Annotated in this window: 22 protein-coding genes; 4 read left to right on the forward strand and 18 right to left on the reverse strand. The window is 45.6% G+C overall.

Annotation, left to right across the window (positions count from 1 at the left end; translation table 11 throughout):
* Positions 1-10: 10 nt before the first annotated feature.
* The 4 genes from A0126_RS09710 to A0126_RS09725 form a co-directional block, all read right to left on the reverse strand.
* Positions 11-367 (reverse strand): DUF3397 family protein, encoded by a 357-nt coding sequence (locus A0126_RS09710; protein WP_088837438.1) that lies wholly within the window; start codon positions 365-367, stop codon positions 11-13.
* Complete coding sequence (locus A0126_RS09715) at positions 364-1,185, reverse strand: ketopantoate reductase family protein (RefSeq protein WP_088837439.1); 822 nt, start codon at positions 1,183-1,185, stop codon at positions 364-366. Before A0126_RS09715 ends, A0126_RS09710 begins: the two co-directional genes overlap by 4 nt.
* 90 nt (positions 1,186-1,275) lie before the next feature.
* Complete coding sequence (gene rpmF, locus A0126_RS09720; RefSeq protein ID WP_012370841.1) at positions 1,276-1,449, reverse strand: 50S ribosomal protein L32; 174 nt, start codon at positions 1,447-1,449, stop codon at positions 1,276-1,278.
* Between the two features lie 45 nt (positions 1,450-1,494).
* Complete coding sequence (locus tag A0126_RS09725) at positions 1,495-2,019, reverse strand: YceD family protein (RefSeq protein WP_088837440.1); 525 nt, start codon at positions 2,017-2,019, stop codon at positions 1,495-1,497.
* A gap of 155 nt (positions 2,020-2,174) precedes the next feature.
* Here A0126_RS09725 and A0126_RS09730 point away from each other — a divergent pair, with 155 nt between their 5' ends.
* The gene (locus tag A0126_RS09730; protein WP_088837441.1) at positions 2,175-3,326 is read left to right on the forward strand and encodes a tRNA(Met) cytidine acetate ligase; all 1,152 of its coding nucleotides are present in this window, start codon (positions 2,175-2,177) and stop codon (positions 3,324-3,326) included.
* Here the strand turns inward: A0126_RS09730 and A0126_RS09735 are convergent.
* From A0126_RS09735 to A0126_RS09755, 5 genes are read right to left on the reverse strand one after another with little or no spacing between them, the layout of a single operon-like run.
* Positions 3,299-4,297 carry a SepM family pheromone-processing serine protease gene (locus A0126_RS09735; protein WP_088837442.1) on the reverse strand — a complete coding sequence of 333 codons (999 nt, stop codon included), beginning with the start codon at positions 4,295-4,297 and terminating at the stop codon, positions 3,299-3,301. The two genes, A0126_RS09730 and A0126_RS09735, sit on opposite strands and share 28 nt — an antisense overlap.
* Positions 4,294-4,788: a pantetheine-phosphate adenylyltransferase gene (gene coaD / locus A0126_RS09740; protein WP_088837443.1), complete on the reverse strand. Its 495-nt coding sequence runs from the start codon at positions 4,786-4,788 to the stop codon at positions 4,294-4,296. The genes A0126_RS09735 and coaD overlap by 4 nt, the downstream gene beginning before the upstream one ends.
* Positions 4,785-5,354: a 16S rRNA (guanine(966)-N(2))-methyltransferase RsmD gene (gene rsmD / locus A0126_RS09745; protein WP_088837444.1), complete on the reverse strand. Its 570-nt coding sequence runs from the start codon at positions 5,352-5,354 to the stop codon at positions 4,785-4,787. Before rsmD ends, coaD begins: the two co-directional genes overlap by 4 nt.
* 55 nt (positions 5,355-5,409) lie before the next feature.
* Positions 5,410-5,667, reverse strand: a complete 258-nt coding sequence (locus A0126_RS09750; RefSeq protein ID WP_088837445.1) for a YlbG family protein — start codon at positions 5,665-5,667, stop codon at positions 5,410-5,412.
* A 25-nt stretch (positions 5,668-5,692) separates the two neighbouring features.
* The gene (locus tag A0126_RS09755; RefSeq protein WP_029330926.1) at positions 5,693-6,133 is read right to left on the reverse strand and encodes a YlbF/YmcA family competence regulator; all 441 of its coding nucleotides are present in this window, start codon (positions 6,131-6,133) and stop codon (positions 5,693-5,695) included.
* Positions 6,134-6,234: 101 nt separating this feature from the next.
* Here A0126_RS09755 and A0126_RS09760 point away from each other — a divergent pair, with 101 nt between their 5' ends.
* Both A0126_RS09760 and A0126_RS09765 read left to right on the forward strand, forming a co-directional pair.
* Positions 6,235-7,002 (forward strand): ATP-grasp domain-containing protein, encoded by a 768-nt coding sequence (locus tag A0126_RS09760; protein ID WP_239456734.1) that lies wholly within the window; start codon positions 6,235-6,237, stop codon positions 7,000-7,002.
* A gap of 110 nt (positions 7,003-7,112) precedes the next feature.
* Entirely contained in the window at positions 7,113-7,463 is a 351-nt protein-coding gene (locus tag A0126_RS09765; protein WP_029330928.1) for a YugN family protein, read from the forward strand.
* 265 nt (positions 7,464-7,728) lie between these two features.
* Here the strand turns inward: A0126_RS09765 and A0126_RS09770 are convergent, their stop codons facing one another.
* From A0126_RS09770 to cyoE, 9 genes are all read right to left on the reverse strand, one after another.
* Positions 7,729-7,986, reverse strand: a complete 258-nt coding sequence (locus A0126_RS09770) for a hypothetical protein (RefSeq protein ID WP_088837447.1) — start codon at positions 7,984-7,986, stop codon at positions 7,729-7,731.
* Positions 7,987-7,991: 5 nt separating this feature from the next.
* Complete coding sequence (locus A0126_RS09775) at positions 7,992-8,597, reverse strand: SCO family protein (protein ID WP_088837448.1); 606 nt, start codon at positions 8,595-8,597, stop codon at positions 7,992-7,994.
* A gap of 13 nt (positions 8,598-8,610) precedes the next feature.
* Complete coding sequence (locus A0126_RS09780; protein ID WP_029330931.1) at positions 8,611-9,072, reverse strand: DUF420 domain-containing protein; 462 nt, start codon at positions 9,070-9,072, stop codon at positions 8,611-8,613.
* 21 nt (positions 9,073-9,093) lie between these two features.
* Entirely contained in the window at positions 9,094-9,999 is a 906-nt protein-coding gene (gene ctaG / locus A0126_RS09785) for a cytochrome c oxidase assembly factor CtaG (protein WP_088837449.1), read from the reverse strand.
* Positions 10,000-10,130: 131 nt separating this feature from the next.
* On the reverse strand, positions 10,131-10,460 hold the full coding sequence (locus A0126_RS09790) for a cytochrome C oxidase subunit IV family protein (protein WP_088837450.1): 330 nt from the start codon (positions 10,458-10,460) through the stop codon (positions 10,131-10,133).
* Position 10,461: 1 nt separating this feature from the next.
* A complete protein-coding gene (locus A0126_RS09795; protein ID WP_088837451.1) occupies positions 10,462-11,091 on the reverse strand; it encodes a cytochrome (ubi)quinol oxidase subunit III in 630 nt (209 codons plus the stop codon).
* A gap of 1 nt (position 11,092) precedes the next feature.
* On the reverse strand, positions 11,093-12,961 hold the full coding sequence (ctaD, locus tag A0126_RS09800; protein WP_201302332.1) for a cytochrome c oxidase subunit I: 1,869 nt from the start codon (positions 12,959-12,961) through the stop codon (positions 11,093-11,095).
* Positions 12,962-12,994: 33 nt separating this feature from the next.
* Positions 12,995-14,026, reverse strand: coding sequence for a cytochrome c oxidase subunit II (coxB, locus tag A0126_RS09805; RefSeq protein ID WP_088837453.1), 1,032 nt, complete (start codon positions 14,024-14,026; stop codon positions 12,995-12,997).
* 61 nt (positions 14,027-14,087) lie between these two features.
* The gene (gene cyoE / locus A0126_RS09810) at positions 14,088-15,020 is read right to left on the reverse strand and encodes a heme o synthase (protein ID WP_088837454.1); all 933 of its coding nucleotides are present in this window, start codon (positions 15,018-15,020) and stop codon (positions 14,088-14,090) included.
* Between the two features lie 324 nt (positions 15,021-15,344).
* Here cyoE and A0126_RS09815 point away from each other — a divergent pair, with 324 nt between their 5' ends.
* On the forward strand, positions 15,345-16,226 hold the full coding sequence (locus tag A0126_RS09815; protein WP_029330938.1) for a COX15/CtaA family protein: 882 nt from the start codon (positions 15,345-15,347) through the stop codon (positions 16,224-16,226).
* Positions 16,227-16,294 lie beyond the last annotated feature (68 nt).

A 16,294-nucleotide genomic window follows, 5' to 3' on the forward strand; every position in this document is an offset into this window, starting at 1 on the left:
TCTAACTTGATCAACCAATCATTAGTTGACGAATTCCAATTCCAAACAGTATGAGATGTACAGGAAGGGCAATCAAGACGATGATTCGCCAACTATGTCGAATCATTTGGACATAATCGATGTCGACTTGTCGAATCCGTTGCCATAACGCATTTAATGCAAACACTGACAATACCGCAATCAACAACCAACCCACGTAGTTATGCCCCGTCAATGCGATTAACGAAACATGAATCGCATACAATACGATGAACGTCCCGAGATCAAGCGCGACCCGGACGGCCTTGGCATGCGTCCGAAACAACAACAGGAATAATAAGTAAAGGACAATTAAACTGAACAGTGGAAAGATGATAAAAACCGTCACAACGAATCCCCCTCTTGTTCTCGATGCTTAATTTCCTGAAAGTAATAAGCTAACAACGGTGTCGGTTGCGTCGCCTGCTTTAGCACATACCCAACGATTGGATCGATTTCCGTCATTCGTCCTTGCTCCACATCCCGTAACATCGACGAGCGATTGAGACGCGTACGCTTTAAAATCTGTTCGATTTCATCATACGTAATCGGGTGGTTCGGGAAGACACTACGCACTTCGGCAAAGACGGCACGTGCTTTCGATGCATACGGTTCATCGAGTAATCGCCCATTTTCAACCCCATAATAAGCTGTCAATGGATTGATGACAGCATTCATGAATAATTTCGTCACCATGACTGCTTCAATATTCGTTACGTGCTCAAACTGCAACGCATCTCGCTTCAGCATCGACAGGACATGATTCCCATATCGAATGCGCCCTTTTCCCGTATGACGGATTTCGTAAGGACCTGTTTTCATCGCGCCATGCTCAACGACCCCGAAAATTGCTTGCGGCAGAGCACGTGCTGCATCAAGATGTCCCATTCCATTTTGTAAAAAAACGACTGGATTTTTCTCGTGTTCTAGATAAGGAATCACACTTTTTATATCATACGACTTTGTCGTAACGAACACCAAGTCTTGTGACTCGAAATGCGCAATCGGTCGAACCTTTACGGTCGGACTCCATTGATTGTCTCGTAGGATTCGCTTTGTCCCGTCATCTAACTGTCTCGTATATAACGTAATTTGATGGTGCTCTGCTAAGTAGGAAGCAAGTAATAACCCAACAGCACCGGCTCCGATGATTCCTATTCTGCTCATCGTCGAATCACTCCTTTATATATCAAAAAAAACGACCTGTAAAACCGATTTTCTCGATTTTACAGGTCGTCTTTATACCGATCATTCAGCTTACTTGCTGACGATTTCTTTACCTTTGTACGAGCCACATGCTTTACAAACACGGTGTGAAAGTTTCATTTCACCACAGTTTGGGCACTCGACCATACCTGGTACACGGAGTTTGAAATGAGTACGGCGAAGACGTTTGCGTGTTTTCGACGTTCTGCGGAATGGTACTGCCATCGTTGTCCACCTCCTTGAAAAAATACACTCGTCTTTATCAAAAAATTAGGAATCCTGATCTTTTTTAAAGAACTGAGCGAGACCCGCAAGTCGCGGATCAATTTTTGGTTCAGCTTCTTCTGGAGATTCTTCTGAAAGAACCGTCCAACCTTCCCCTTGAACCAACTGATTTTCTTCATCATCCCCATGCACTTGCACTGGCACATGAAGTAAAATCAATTCTTGCACGAGTGGTCGAAGATCGACCGTATTCCCGTTCGGTAAATTGATATCGTCCGAATCAACCGGAGCAGCATCAACTTCGAGCAGGAACGACTCGATGGATTCAATCTCGAACGGGTACGCGACGTCATTTAGCGTCCGGGCATCCGGAAGCGTCATTTCGCCAGTAATCCGGAGATTGAATATTAATTGATTCGATGTAAACGATGCATTTGCACGAATGTGCACAGGTTGCACCGCCCGGATATCCGGATGGAGGGCGATGAGCTCAGGAAGCTCGATCGTCTCGTTAACCTGAAGTTGACCCAGATTGCGCAATTTATTCAATTGCATCAGGGACCATTTCATCCGAATCACCTCGATTGCAACAATATGAATTATAGAGAGGACATCTTGTTTTGTCAATGTTTTTTCTTTACACTGAAATCGCTAGAGAACGAACACTTTCGGACGTCTTCATCCATATTACCGCACTTAATTCCGTTTGCAAAGGAGAAAGTTTCATGAAGATGACAGCAATTATTTCAGAGTACAATCCGTTTCATAACGGACACCTCTATCAAGCCAAAATCGCACGCGAGGAAACCGATGCCGATTTGATCGTCGCCATCATGAGCGGAACGTTCATGCAGCGCGGGGAACCTGCTTTTAGTGACAAGTGGACACGTGCACGAGCGGCCGTCGCAAGCGGCGAAATCGACCTTGTCTTAGAACTTCCGTTTTATTTTTCCGTCCAACGCGCCGACCGTTTTGCGCAAGGAGGCGTCACGATCGCCGAAATGATCGGCGCTACGTCTTTGTCATTCGGGAGTGAATGTGGAGACATCACCCCTTTCCTTTTAGCAGCATCTGAAAAAAATGAAGAGACTCCTGCGTACCAGCGACTCGTCAAAGAAGGCTTATCAAACGGATTATCTTCCGCGATGGCAGCGAGCCAGGCATTCCGCGCATTGACGACGACGCTCGACTTGACGACGCCGAATAACACACTCGGTTATTATTATGCCCGTGCTGCATCAAACATCTCCTTACATACGACAAAGCGTATCGGAAGTGGCTACCACGACCTGTCAGTCGGCGATATCATGAGCGCGACAGCAATCCGTGCCCACTACGATGAAACGCACCAATTGACAGGACTTCCAAAAGAAAGCGCTAGCGTACTCCAAGGGGCGACTTTTGCTTCATTTGATCTCTACTATCCCTTTATCCGGAACCGGCTTCTATCGACGCCTCTAGGCGTTCTCATGCAATTTAACGGCATTGATACGTCACTGGCACCTCGTCTCGTCGAAGGCGCCCGCTACAGCTCGACTTTCGACGACTTCATGACTTTCATCAAAACACGCCGCTATACGCGGACAAGTTTACAGCGCACACTCATTTATTTACTGACCTCGACGATGACGGAAGAAATCGATTCGGTTGCATTTGACCAAATCGATTACGTGCGACCACTTGCCTTTAATGACAAAGGACGACAAGCGCTACGGCAAATCAAGCAACACATTCGAGTCATCAGCACATTCGAGGCGCACCCTTGGCTCATAAAAGAGAGCCAAGTTACGGCAGCGTATGCCGTTCCCTTGGCTCGGTATGACCAACTAGAGGAACATCGTCGGTTTGCTCATTTTTCTGGTAACTCTTCTAAATAATCGAGTGCATCCTCAACTGTTTTGATCGGGACGAGTTTCATTTTCGTCCCGAGTTTTTTGATGGATGGTTTTGCTTCTTCATAATTCGAACCGGCTGGGACGAACATGATTTCCGCTTCCGCTTCGTCTGCTGCGACGACTTTTTGCCAAGCTCCACCAATCGGTCCTACTTTTCCACCCTCTTCAATCGTTCCAGTACCAGCAATCGTATATCCCTTCGCTAAATCACCATCTGTCAATTGATCATAAATCTCAAGCGTGAACATCATCCCGGCCGATGGTCCACCAACATTTTCTAAGTTAAACTCGACTTTCGGATCCGTCTGCACGTCTGACATCGGAAGCGGTTCATAGATACCGAGCCCGACCTGCTCTGAGTTCTTCGCTAGTTTCCCGACCTTGATCGTCGTTGTTTTCGTTTTTTTGTCCCGTTCGAATGTCACTTTCACATCTGTCCCTGCTTTTTTCGAACTAATTGTCTGCATAAAGCTGCTCATTGATTTTAACGGTGCTCCATCAACGGCAACAATCTGGTCCCCGGCACGTAACTTCCCGTCAGCAGGACCGCCAGAAATAATGCCAGAGACATAAACGCCTTCAAAGTCGACCTCGACTTCTTTATCAGCCAGTTCATATCCTTCAATCATTGCATTATGTTGCGCTTCTTCCATGTAAAGTTGTTGTCTGTTCTCGTATTGTGCGTCAGATTCACCGTCATATAAATAGTCACTTACATCCGACGTTTCAGAAAAAGGTAAAAATAAACTCTCGACTAGAAAATACGGTGTCGCCCGCCGTTGCGCAACGGTCAACATCATTAGATCGCCCGGCTCTTTTTCCGCACCCGATACGTCAATGATTTGTTCTGTCGATGTTGCGTCTCCAGGATACGAGATGAAATAGGGCAATGGAACAAAGAAGACGATCATCGCCGCGACGATGGCAGCGAGCGCAGGTTTCCATGCTTTCATTTCAATTCTCCTTTCGCATACTTTTGACGTAACGCTTCTTCGACGGGCGGTGGCACAAGACCGGCGACGGAAGCACCATACTTTGCAGCTTCTTTGACGATTGAGGAACTGAGGAACGAATATTGGTTACTCGTCATCATGAACAAGGTTTCAATCTGGTCATTCATCTTCTTATTGATTGAGGCCACCTGCATCTCATATTCAAAGTCGGATACAGCACGTAGCCCGCGTACGATTGCCGTCGCCCCTACTTCTGCTGCATAGTCGACAAGCAGACCGTTAAAAGAATCCACTTTGATATGCGGTAAGTGCTCCGTCACCTCAGAAATCAATTCCATACGTTCTTTAACCGAAAATAAAGGTTGCTTCGACGAGTTATTTAATACCGCGACGATGATTTCGTCGAAGATGGGTGCAGCACGCTCGATAATATCAAGATGACCGTTCGTGATCGGGTCAAAGCTCCCCGGACAGATGGCGATACGTTTCATACTTCTTCCTCCAGTTCGATAATTTCATATAATGTGATTGAGATGACCGTTGAGTACCGCATCCTTTTCACAACTTCAAGGCGACCAATCCGATCAGGTAATTCAATCTCTGACCCATGCTCACAGACGATGACGCCATTGTCCGTCAACATGTCGTGTTGCTCTATGTACGTGACGTGTTCGACGAGTCGTTCCTTGGCATAGGGTGGATCGAGAAAGATTAGTTTAAATGGCGTTTCTGATGCGAGTTCCGTCAAAGCAACGGAGACATCTTTTTTTAGGACACGACTTCTCTCAGCCAATCGAGTCGTCATCAAGTTTTCTTTAATTGTCTGAACCGCTTTAAAGTGCTGATCGACGAATACCGCTTCTTCACATCCACGTGACAATGCCTCGATTCCAAGGCCACCGCTCCCCGCGAAGAGATCAAGTGCACGTCCCCCGTTAAAATAAGGTCCGATGACATTAAATAATGATTCTTTGACCTTATCGGTCGTCGGTCGTGTATTATCCCCCGGTACCGCTTTAATTTTAGTACCTTTTCGTTCTCCAGAAATGACTCGCATGACTTTTCCTTCCCTTCAAAAAAGAGCGACGAGGATGTCCTCATCGCTCCAACGTTTATACTTCTTCTTGCAGTTTACCTTTTTTATTTGCGTATGTTTCGGTAATGAATGGTCGCTCCGAACGAAGAACGGAATCGACGAAAGGCAATGCAGCAATCGTTTCGACCGAACGTTCATACTGTTCCAAATCAACATATAAAAAAACATATTTTTCTCGCTTCGATGTAAAATAGACGTTTCCAAATCGGCGCAATTGACGCGATGCTTTCATCGCGTTGACATAGACGATCAGTCCAATTCGATCCTTAATCACAACACCGTTCCTCCCTTGTTCGGCATTAGCCGCTACAGCTACAACTACCTCCGGTCGAACATCCACCTGCACATCCTTGATCGAAGAATGGATTACCCGTCGGAACCTTAATTTGAGGTGACACTTCCCCGGCAAGTTTCAGACTAATTTGTCCGAGTAACGTCTCTAATTGTTTTTCTGCTTTTTTAAACGTCGCGACCTCTTCTTGCAGATCGAGCGCCCGCTTTACTTCATGTACTTTTTTCGTGATCGTTTGGTAATCTGGATGATATCGACCAAAACGTTGAACAAGCTCGTATTCTTCCTTGATTCGATTAAAATCCCGAATGACGTCTTGTGCTTGTGCTGAATTTGCGCGTGCTTGTTTGGCACTTATATATGCTTGACCTGTTTCGCTATGCAAAAGAGCGGATGTCAGTTCTTCCGCAGCGTTGATGAGGTCTATCGTTTTATCAGAATAAATCACAACGAATCTCCTCCTTGACTTCACCATCATATCATAACATTTATCTCGCTCCTAGCACGCTGAATTGTGTATACTTTGTTCAGAAGGAAGGAATGAATTGTATGCAATTTTTATCATTTAATATGTTTCGGACGATCGGGATTAAAACCGATCACGCGAAGTCAGACTACCATTTTGATTCGCTCGATAAAATCGCCAAAGCGGACGTCGTCTTGTTCCCCGAATATTGGCAGATCCACTCCATCATCTACGGAATGAAAAAACCGATTTTCCCGTCCGCCGCGACATTCCATCTCGGGCACGATAAAATCGAGATGACGCGTATTTTTAAAACCGTGATTCCGGACAATATTCCTCGGACCGGTATTTACGGAAAAAATGAATTCACCGTGAAGCGTGTTTTAGATGAATTTTCGTTCCCATTCGTCGCGAAGACTGTCCGCAGTTCGATGGGCCAAGGGGTTCACCTGATTAAGGATGAAATCGACTGGAAGAAGTATACCGATCACCATGAGACGTTTTACGTCCAAGAATATATCCCGAACGAAAAAGACCTTCGTGTCGTCGTCATCGGTGATCAAGTTCTCGCTGCCTACTGGCGTGTCGGCGGTGCGCAATTTTTAAACAATGTCGCCCAGGGTGGGGTCCTTGATTTCGAGAACATCCCACAAGAAGCACTCGATTTTGTTCTCGCACTCGCGAAACGACTCGATATCGATCATGCCGGTTTTGATTTGATTTTCCGCGACGGAAAAATTTATATACTCGAGTTCAACGTCTTCTTTGGTGGAGAAGGCCTGAACCATCTAGGAATTCATGCACCGGATACGATTTTAGAATATGTCGAACGAAAATATAAGAATTCATGAATTCTTCAAATTGACTTCACAACTTTTACTTTATCGAATCATTCATTATGGTATGATAGTTTGGAAAGACTAGTATCTACTAGCAAACTGGGGTATAGGGGGATTCAAACATGAAGTTTGAGAAATACGGCATCGAAGGCAAAGAAATTAAGTTTGGTTTACTTGAGACAATCATGGACCACCACCGTTTCGTCCGTGAAGGACAATGGGATTACGAACGTGCGATGTATGACATGAAGTACGAAAAACAATCAACAGGAGAGGTCTTCTATCTCCGGATTCCAGTTTATGCAATTCAAGGTGAAATTGAAGATCGCCACGCGATCGTTCGCATGATGACACCACTTCTCGGAAAACACTACTATCCACATGGTGTTGAGTATGATGAAGAGTTCCCACCTGAAATCGTTAAAGATTGTGAGCGTCGCTTGACAGGGTTACTCGAAACACTCGAAAAATAAGTTCTATCCGACCGTTCCTGTTAAAAGGAGCGGTTTTTTTCATCTAAAAATTTTCTTCAGGCGATTCTTTGCGCTGCCGAGTCTGTGTCTGATTGCTTTTTCAAGTCGACGTGTCACGAGAGACTTCAAGGCATTCTTCACGGAACAGTCGCTAAAAAGTCTGTTACCAAAAAAATCGTGTGTTGTGTGCTGGTCCCCCTACTCCTTGTCCAGGCCTAAAAGTAAAGGCCCCTTCCGCCAGACGTGGAAGGGGCCTTTATATGTCTCATTTTGTGACCAGTTGGAGGTAGTCGACTACCCCGTCTCCGAGTTGTAAGCGGACTTGTTCTCGCAAACCCATATAGAGGGCAGGTAACTGTTGCACCGTTGCGGTAACCTTCAAGCTAAACGAAATCCCTTCCGTCGGCAAACGTTTAATCCGTGTACAAACGACACCAAATTCGATGACGGCACACAACAATAACTCTTCAATTGCTTGTACTGATACCGTCACTTCACCTTTATTCTGATATTCTTCAACCAAAATGATCACTCCTTCGCAAGTTGTTTGACGGATGTCATGACTTCCTCGAGATCGACCGGCTCGTCAGGTGTCTTCGCCATTGAAGATATCGCACGCACCTTATTGTCGCGATCGAGAATGAACATTTGTGTCCCGTGTGTGACAAGACCACTTTCTGCTTTTGAATAATAGAAGTTCAACTGGCGTGTCAGACGATCAATGACGACCTCATCCCCCGTTAAAACCTTCCAGCCTTCAGGATTCGCCTCGAAATTAGACGCATACTTCTTCAAGACCTTCGGCGTATCAACTTTAGGGTCGACCGTCACGGCGACAAGTTCGACATCGGATCCATATAGATTTTCCGCCCGTAATTTTTTCTCGAGTTTCCGGTAGTCATTTAACGTCAAAGGACAAATGTCTGGACAATTCGAGTAGAAAAACGTCAATACTTTTACTTTACCATCTTCTGAATCAAATGTTTTCCCGTTGACGGCATTCGTTAATTCAAATGGTGTCGGTTCAGCAATCACAGGTAGCTTTTCTTTCATAAAGAAATAATAATACCCCCCTGCAGCGGCGACTAAAATCAAAACGACGGCGGCTACCGTCAAATAACTATTTTTTTTCAAAGCGAACCCCCCCTTAATGATTCCAAATCGCACGAAATACATTTGTTGTTTCGCCCGGCTCATACACAACGTATAACAGGCAATAGACAAGGACTCCCGTGATTGCCGTCAAAAACCAAATGACCGATGCTTTTGGACCAATTTTACGGTGACGGGCAAAGTTTTGTTTATAGGCGTAGAACAAAGCGATTAAGCCTAAGATACCACCCGATGTGGCGAGTAAAATATGAAAGATTAAAAATCCTGTGTAGTACGGTTTAACCGTATCCGGTCCCCCGAAAGCAGTATTCCCGAGTAAGATCGTCCGAAGCGCGTACATGATGAAGAACAGTAACGCGAGCGCTGCCGCAATGTTCATCACGACTTTATGCGCCCCCATATTCCGGCGTGTCTGCGCGATCAAAAACCAACCGATTGCTACAAATATTGCACTGAGAACAATCAAAGAAACACAAATCAACGGCAAATAACTCATTTTCAGACTTCCTCCATTTACTTAATCCGCTTTTGGCGTGAAGGACATGCCTTCATCGACAGCAGTACTTTTTGATCGTCTCACCCACGTGAAGAAGGTCAAACCGAAGAAGATCCCGTAGACGAGTTCTTGTCCAAGTTTCATCAAGACGCCTCCGAACCGTTGATCTTCGAGTAAATCTTTTGTTGTCCCAAATAGGCGTTCCATGTTCAAGCCGCTCACATCATTATTCGGCAGACAGTAAGCCAAGACTTTCGCGAATGTCGCTGGGTCTTGATACGCATCGTATTGGAAGCTCTGACTGAAGATCATGAACGCACAAGCTGGTGTCAACAGCACGCCGTTCGCAACGATATAGACCATCTTTTTCAAATCGGATAGACTATCCTCCTCATTGACAGGTGCGATGATTGGATACCACATCGTCATGCTGAGGAAGATTAATGTCCCGTGGAACAAACGGTGGACCGTATAGTTCGTCAAGACGTAATCAAAGATGAACGGCATATGGTAAAACGTAAACAAGGAATTGAACACGACGAGCGCAATCAATGGCAATGTGAAGAAGCGTAATGCCTTCCCTAAATACGGGACGCCGAACAATCGTTTAAATGCCCAACCCGGAATTGCTAGCATCAACAGTGGCGGCGCCACCATATAGACGAAAACCATCTGGAGCATGTGCGCAGAGAACGTAATATGCGCTAACACATCAAGCGGACTACCAAAGCCAATATAGTAGACGAATAAAGCCGCTAGCATCATGAACTTTTGAGCTAACGTCGTTTCTGCCTCGTCTGGTCGTCTGATTTTTTCAGTAATGAATGCATACAATACGTAAAGACCGATCAAGAGTAACGCGTAATACGGGCTCCACAAGACAGTCCAATCGAATTGCGATAAAGCACCCCTTAAATTGCCTAACATATTTCTCACCCCGTTCCTGTTTCCTACAAACTAAGATTACCGTTCCCCTATTTCATTGTAAAGGTTTCTCATAAAACGATTCCAAAATAAAAGACCATCCTGCTAAACGTTAGCAGAATGGTCACAATTTTTTACCAGATTAAAAGGCGAAGTGTCGCGACGATTGTTAAGGCAACGAAGATACCGAGTCCCATCATGACTTTAATCCATGTGTTCCCTTTGTTATTCATATGCATGAACATATATAACTGAAGGTAGACTTGGACGATTGCCATGATGACGAGGAATCCACCTGCAGCCCAGTGTGGCATAAGCTCTGCCATCACTGCGCCGAAAGCGATCAACGTCAAGAAAATCATCAGTCCAAAACTGATCAATTGTAGCTGCATTTCGCGGCTACGATCAGCTTTCATTTCTAATTCTAACTGGTTACGTGTAACTTGTGGTTCGTGTTTTTCCATCTTATTTCACCATCCCCATGAGGTAGACGACTGAGAAGATAAAGACCCAGACGACATCAATGAAGTGCCAGTAAAGACTTGAAACATAGTACTTCGGTGCATTGACGACTGTGATGCCGCGTTTCCAGTTACGGATGAGCAATGTCGAAATCCAGAGAAGACCGAACAAGACGTGCGCTCCATGGAACCCGACGAGTGTGTAGAACGCCGAACCGAATGCGCTTGACGTAAACGTATGACCGATGTGGTAATAGTGATTAAACTCATAAATCTCACCAGCGAGGAATGCTAGACCGAGAGCGAGCGTAATAATGAGCCACATCTTCATTTTCGCAACGTCATTCCGTTTCATCGCCATCATCCCAAGAACACTTGTCAATGAACTCGTCAGAAGAAGCATCGTCATGATGAAGACGAGTTCCATCTCAAAGATGTCGTAACTCCGTAATCCTTCTTTTGCGCCTGAGTTGTGCAATCCGATGTATGTTCCGAAGAGAGAGGCGAACAATGTCGTCTCTCCTCCAAGGAAGAACCAGAAAGCTACATATTTATTCTTACCCTCAAGTGTTGCTTTTTCAACATGATCTGGAATACCAGTCACTGGGTTATTTGGTACTGAATGATGACCCATCTTACTTCGCCTCCTTTTCAGCTTCAAGGCGTAGATCTTCTTCGATGACCGATTTCGGGATGTAGTATCCTTCATCGTCAATCCAAGAACGTAGGAACATCGCGAAGAGTGTCGTTGCAAGACCAATCAAGGCGATGACAAGACCGACAGTTCCGTAGTCAAGACGAAGAATGAATCCAAGACCTGCAAGGAACAAGCCGACTGACATGACGAATGGCAAAATCGTGTTATTCGGCATGTGGATATCGCCGACTTCTTCCGATACGGAAACTGTTTTATTTCCAGCCATTTTTTCGAGCCAGTACGTGTCGAGTCCTTTGACGAGTGGTGTTTGTGCAAAGTTGTACTCTGGAGTCGGAACAGGAAGCGTCCACTCAAGGGTACGACCGTCACCCCAAACATCGCGTTTCACATATTCTTTCGACATCAATGCCGCTGCAATTGAAACAACAAGAACGATTGTTGATACACCCATGAAGCCTGCACCAATCGATGATAGTAAGTTCATTGTTTCCCAGCCTTGGTTTGGTAAGTACGTGAAGACACGACGTGGCATACCTGTAAGACCAAGGATGTGTTGCGGGAAAAACGTCAAGTGGAAGCCGATGAAGAACAACCAGAATTGAATCTTGCCCCAGAATTCGTTGAGCTGTTTTCCGAACATCAATGGGAACCAATAGTAAAGACCCGCAAAGAGACCGAAGACGACCCCACCAACGATAACGTAGTGGAAGTGGGCAACAACGAAGTAGCTGTCGTGATACTGATAATCGGCAGGAGCAACTGAAAGCATGACCCCTGTCATACCACCCACAAGGAATGATGGGATGAATGCGACCGAATAAAGCATCGCAACCGGGAACGTCAATTTACCGCCCCAAAGTGTGAACAGCCAGTTGAAGATCTTCACACCGGTCGGTACAGCGATCGCCATCGTCGCAACAGCGAAGATGGCGTTTGCGACTGGTCCGAGACCCACTGTAAACATGTGGTGAACCCAAACCATGAATCCGAGGAAACCGATCAACATTGTCGCAAAGACCATCGTCGTGTAACCGAAGAGACGTTTACGTGCGAATGTAGGAATGATTTCAGAGAAAATACCGAATGCCGGTAAAATCAAGATATATACTTCCGGGTGCCCGAAGATCCAGAAGAGGTGTTCCCAAATGACGATGTTACCGCCGGCTGCCGGGTCGAAGAAGTGAGCTCCGAAAAGACGTTCAAACGTCAAGAGGAACAAACCGACCGTAAGCGGAGGGAATGCGAAGACGATCAAAGCTGATGCAACGAACGCCGTCCATGTGAACAAAGGCATCCGCATCAGTTTCATACCTGGTGCGCGCATGTTCAATATCGTAACGAGGAAGTTAATCCCCCCCATAAGTGTACCGAAACCAGAAATCTGTAACCCGAGTGCATAAAAATCAACACCAAGTGATTCCGGGACTGTCGATAGTGGTGCGTAAGCTGTCCATCCTGCGTTCGGTGCTGCGCCGAAGAACCATGATAAGTTCAAGAGCACGCCACCGAAGAAGAACAACCAAAAACCAAGTGCGTTCAAAAACGGGAACGCAACGTCACGTGCTCCGATTTGAAGCGGCACAGCAGCGTTCATATAACCGATCAACATCGGCATCGCTGCCAGGAAGATCATCGTCGTACCGTGCATCGTGATCAACTGGTTAAATAACTCACCGCTGACGAAATCGTTCATCGGTTTAATCAATTGAAAACGAATCATTAAGGCTTCTACGCCACCGACCAGAAGGAAGAACAATCCGGACATGATGTAGAGAATCCCAATTTTTTTATGGTCGACTGTCGTTAGCCAGTCCATGATGCCGCTTTTTTTCTTCGGCATACCCATAGTATGTGTCCCCACTATGATTCCCCCTTAATTTTATTGGAGCTTTTTGTCCAATAGGTAGTCTGCAAGTTCACTCAATTCTTCATCGCTAATCTGATCTTCAGAGAAACCAGGCATTTTTGTCCCTTGTTTTTCTTTTTGCGGATCGCGAATCCAGTTCTCGAGGTTTTCTTTGTCGTGATCGAGGTATCCTGCGATACGTTGACGGTCACCAAAGTTCGTTAAGCTTGGCGCGACTTTCCCGCCACCGTGACAGCTGAGGCAGTTTTGAGCGTAAACTTGTTCGCCCGTCGTCCAATTTTTTTCATTTTTAGCATCGAGTTGTTTTGTTTCTGCTTCTTTTGCAGTTTTCATGTCTTTTAACCATGCATCATAATCATCTTGCTCGAGTGCGATGACTTTAAAGTCCATCAATGCATGAGAAGGTCCGCAAAGCTCCGCACACTTACCGTAGTATGTGCCCGCTTCTTGTGCTTGTAACCACATCTCGTTATCGAGCCCTGGGTTTGTATCTGTTTTACCAGAAAGTGCCGGCACCCAGAATGAGTGAATGACGTCTTTAGAAGTCAAGTTGACAGCAACACGTTTTCCGACCGGGATGACAAGTTCTTGTCCTGTCGAAACACCTTTGTCTGGATATTCGAACTCCCACCAGTACAAGTTTGCCGTAACGTTGATTTGTTCGTTTTTCTTCGCTTCTTTCGCATCGGCTAATTCAACCGTCGTTTTGATTGTCGGTACAGCGAGAACAACCAAGAGAAGGATTGGAATAACTGTCCAAATGATTTCAAGCGTATGATTTCCTTCGACTTGTTTCGGAACTGTGTTATCTCCCGATTTACGACGGAATTTCATAAGTACGTAAACATAGATGACCGCTACAATCGCAAGGACGAACAACATTACCCATAAGCTGAGCTTGATGATCTCAAGTTGCATTTCTGCGCCTTCCCCGCGAGGCTGAAGCGCGGACAATTCCGGAATTCCACAACCTGATAACAATAATGCCATCAAACCGATCGGAAGAAGCCGGAAGAGCATTTTTCCTGATTTTTTCACAACCATCCCCACTTTCTTTTCCCCAATTTTTTTCTTGTAATGGTGTACGTGAATATGTCAAATCGTTTTAGAGAGAAACGAGTACGACCGTCACGATCCAAGCTGTGAAGTAAAAGAGCGAGAAGAAGAACATTTTCGATGCCCATTTAATTTCAGCTTGTTTTTCTTTGATTTTGAGACCTTTCAGTCCCATGTAAAGCCAGTAACCGCTTAACGCCGCCATGACAATCGTGTAGACGATACCATAGTGTGCTAAGAGTAGTGATGATGGGACTAAGACTGCAATCCACCACACAATTTGTCGTTTCGTGATGGCAAAACCATTAACGACCGGTAACATTGGAATACCTGCAGCACGGTATTCTTCTGTCCGTCTCATTGCGAGTGCAAGGAAGTGAGGCGGCTGCCAGACGAACATGATGAGGAATAAAATCCAGGCATCGATATGAAGTGCTGGAGTGACTGCCGCAAATCCAATGATCGGTGGCACTGCTCCTGAAATACCTCCTACGACCGTATTGATCGTATGCGTTCGTTTGAGCCACATCGTATAGATGACGACGTAGACGAATGATCCAATCAATCCGAACACTGCCGCGACATGGTTAACGATCAAGAGAAGCACCGTTCCCGTCGCAAGTATTCCAAGTCCTAATGCCAATATGCGCTGTCCATCCATCTTGCCGGTCACACTCGGTCTCCCCATCGTCCGTTCCATCTTGTAATCGATGTCTCGGTCAATGTAGTTGTTGAGGTAACAACTTCCGGCAATGACTAGTCCACTTCCAAGAAGTGTCCACAATAATGTCAACTTCGTCTGCCACAGGTATAACAGGACATCATCGGTTAAATACGATGCTGCCACGACATATCCTGCGAAGACGGTGATGAGATTCGCGCGAACGATTCCCATCTTTGCTAGGGTGACATAGTCCTTGAACGTCGGTTGATCCGTTTGCTCGATCATGATGTCAAGCGTCTCCCCATTTACTTTCGCCATGTTGTTTCCTCCTTCTAACCGCCTGTATCCTCTCTGCACGCATGAGACACGTATTTTCTTCACAGAAATAACACAGACACGCCACGAAACGTCCTTTTCTCTATAAAAGATACCACATATTCAGGGTCGTGACGCATGAAAATACTTTCGACATAATGAACAAAATGTGAAATCTATGTGATTAACCTCACAGTTCACCATATTTACCTAATATTAGAATAGCGTTCTTCTAAAAGATTGCAAGCGTTTCGATATTTTTTATGCGATACTATTGCTATGCGCATGACTGTATATTGTATATTTTAGAAAGGTGGTGTCCGTGTCTTGAATCGAAAGCTTTCGATTTTTTCGGCATTCGTCACATTCACGATGATGATCGTATTGTTGATGGGGGGCACAGTCACAAAGACTGATTCAGGGAACGGCTGTGGAACAGACTGGCCACTCTGTCACGGAGAGCTCATTCCGACTAACCCTAGTGTAGAAACGATGATTGAATACAGCCACCGCGCCGTAACCGGTGTCGTCGGACTATTAATCATCGCATTATGTTTATGGACACTCGTCGCTTTCAAAGAGCGTCTCGATACGAAGATTTTTGCCTTTCTTGCTTTTATCTTCATGTTGATTCAATCCATCGTTGGAGCAGGCGCTGTTGTTTGGCAACAGTCTGACCTCGTCATGGCGCTCCATTTCGGGATTTCGCTTATCTCCTTCGCTTCTTTGCTCATTTTGACGCTATTAATCATGGAACGTCCAGGACGAGAATTCAGGGAAACGGTCCCAGCATTCTTACGTAAACTCCTGTACGGCCTGCTGATTTACACGCTGATCGTCGTCTATACGGGCGCATATGTCCGTCACGTCGGCGCAACGTATGCCTGTGTCGGTTGGCCCGTCTGTTCGCAACCAACGATGACATACGAGTCATGGGTCCAAATGATTCATCGCATTATGGCTGGCTTATTATTCTTCTATACGTTATATGTGCACTTCGTCGCGATTCGCTTAAAGCATCGGACGACACAAAAAGGGATGGCGTTTGCTACGTTCTTCATCAGTTGCCAAGTTGCGACAGGTGCCTGGATCGTTTTAGGCGGACACGCGACTTACGTTCCACTTTTACACGCGTTCTTGATTACATGTTACTTTGGTGTACTGTCTTACATGACGTATCACGCGTTCCGGACAAGGCAAGATCGTTAAGCATATTAGACAAGTCAAAAAAAGATGGAGCATCATTTCACTGTGATGCTCCATCTTTTTTATGTCGG

The sequence above is a fragment of the Exiguobacterium sp. N4-1P genome (assembly GCF_002214325.1).

Excerpts from the sequence above, each read along its gene's own strand:
- A0126_RS09715 (WP_088837439.1), bottom strand. The coding sequence starts at position 1,185 with ATGAGCAGAATAGGAATCATCGGAGCCGGTGCTGTTGGGTTATTACTT.
- rpmF (WP_012370841.1), bottom strand. The coding sequence starts at position 1,449 with ATGGCAGTACCATTCCGCAGAACGTCGAAAACACGCAAACGTCTTCGC.
- A0126_RS09725 (WP_088837440.1), bottom strand. The coding sequence starts at position 2,019 with ATGAAATGGTCCCTGATGCAATTGAATAAATTGCGCAATCTGGGTCAA.
- A0126_RS09730 (WP_088837441.1), top strand. The coding sequence starts at position 2,175 with ATGAAGATGACAGCAATTATTTCAGAGTACAATCCGTTTCATAACGGA.
- A0126_RS09735 (WP_088837442.1), bottom strand. The coding sequence starts at position 4,297 with ATGAAAGCATGGAAACCTGCGCTCGCTGCCATCGTCGCGGCGATGATC.
- coaD (WP_088837443.1), bottom strand. The coding sequence starts at position 4,788 with ATGAAACGTATCGCCATCTGTCCGGGGAGCTTTGACCCGATCACGAAC.
- rsmD (WP_088837444.1), bottom strand. The coding sequence starts at position 5,354 with ATGCGAGTCATTTCTGGAGAACGAAAAGGTACTAAAATTAAAGCGGTA.
- A0126_RS09760 (WP_239456734.1), top strand. The coding sequence starts at position 6,235 with ATGCAATTTTTATCATTTAATATGTTTCGGACGATCGGGATTAAAACC.
- A0126_RS09765 (WP_029330928.1), top strand. The coding sequence starts at position 7,113 with ATGAAGTTTGAGAAATACGGCATCGAAGGCAAAGAAATTAAGTTTGGT.
- A0126_RS09780 (WP_029330931.1), bottom strand. The coding sequence starts at position 9,072 with ATGAGTTATTTGCCGTTGATTTGTGTTTCTTTGATTGTTCTCAGTGCA.
- ctaG (WP_088837449.1), bottom strand. The coding sequence starts at position 9,999 with ATGTTAGGCAATTTAAGGGGTGCTTTATCGCAATTCGATTGGACTGTC.
- A0126_RS09790 (WP_088837450.1), bottom strand. The coding sequence starts at position 10,460 with ATGGAAAAACACGAACCACAAGTTACACGTAACCAGTTAGAATTAGAA.
- A0126_RS09795 (WP_088837451.1), bottom strand. The coding sequence starts at position 11,091 with ATGGGTCATCATTCAGTACCAAATAACCCAGTGACTGGTATTCCAGAT.
- ctaD (WP_201302332.1), bottom strand. The coding sequence starts at position 12,961 with ATGGGTATGCCGAAGAAAAAAAGCGGCATCATGGACTGGCTAACGACA.
- coxB (WP_088837453.1), bottom strand. The coding sequence starts at position 14,026 with ATGGTTGTGAAAAAATCAGGAAAAATGCTCTTCCGGCTTCTTCCGATC.
- cyoE (WP_088837454.1), bottom strand. The coding sequence starts at position 15,020 with ATGGCGAAAGTAAATGGGGAGACGCTTGACATCATGATCGAGCAAACG.